This window comes from Nocardia sp. NPDC051929 (genome assembly GCF_044548645.1).
GTDB classification, from domain to species: domain Bacteria; phylum Actinomycetota; class Actinomycetes; order Mycobacteriales; family Mycobacteriaceae; genus Nocardia; species Nocardia sichangensis.
In genome coordinates this window covers 1-1,122 of record NZ_JBIUCG010000073.1, presented here as the reverse complement: position 1 = coordinate 1,122, position 1,122 = coordinate 1, and the positions used below count along the sequence as shown (strand labels likewise).

Sequence of the window (1,122 nt, the reverse complement as noted above, 5' to 3'; positions counted from 1 at the left end):
CTAAGGGCGTTGAAGCAAGATCGTAAGGACTTGTGGAGCGCTTAGAAGTGAGAATGCCGGTATGAGTAGCGAAAGATGGGTGAGAATCCCATCCACCGAATGCCTAAGGTTTCCTGAGGAAGGCTCGTCCGCTCAGGGTTAGTCGGGACCTAAGCCGAGGCTGAAAAGCGTAGGCGATGGACAACAGGTTGATATTCCTGTACCACCAAACTTTCGTTTGAGCAATGGGGGGACGCAGGAGGATAGGGTAAGCGTGCTGTTGGATTAGCACGTCCAAGCAGTTAGGCTGGTAATGAGGCAAATCCCGTTACCGTGAAGGCTGAGCTGTGATGGCGAGGGAAATATAGTACCGAAGTTCCTGATTCCACACTGCCTAGAAAAGCCTCTAGCGAGAAAGCAGGTGCCCGTACCGCAAACCGACACAGGTAGGCGAGGAGAGAATCCTAAGGTGATCGAGAGAACTCTCGTTAAGGAACTCGGCAAAATGACCCCGTAACTTCGGGAGAAGGGGTGCTTTTTAGGGTGTTAAAGCCTTGAAAAGCCGCAGTGAATAGGCCCAGGCGACTGTTTAGCAAAAACACAGGTCTCTGCGAAGCCGCAAGGCGAAGTATAGGGGCTGACGCCTGCCCGGTGCTGGAAGGTTAAGAGGAGAGGTTAGCGCAAGCGAAGCTTTGAATTGAAGCCCCAGTAAACGGCGGCCGTAACTATAACGGTCCTAAGGTAGCGAAATTCCTTGTCGGGTAAGTTCCGACCCGCACGAAAGGCGTAACGATCTGGGCACTGTCTCAACGAGAGACTCGGTGAAATTATAGTACCTGTGAAGATGCAGGTTACCCGCGACAGGACGGAAAGACCCCATGGAGCTTTACTGTAGCCTGATATTGAATTTTGGTACAGCTTGTACAGGATAGGTAGGAGCCTTGGAAGCCGGAGCGCCAGCTTCGGTGGAGGCATCGGTGGGATACTACCCTGGCTGTATTGACATTCTAACCCGCACCCGTTATCCGGGTGGGAGACAGTGTCAGGTGGGCAGTTTGACTGGGGCGGTCGCCTCCTAAAATGTAACGGAGGCGCCCAAAGGTTCCCTCAGAATGGTTGGAAATCATTCGCAGAGTGTAAAGG

General features: G+C 52.8%; 1 rRNA gene. It reads left to right on the top strand.

The annotated features are described in order from the left end of the window. Positions 1-1,122 (top strand): 23S ribosomal RNA (locus ACIHAX_RS37795); the annotation flags it as partial.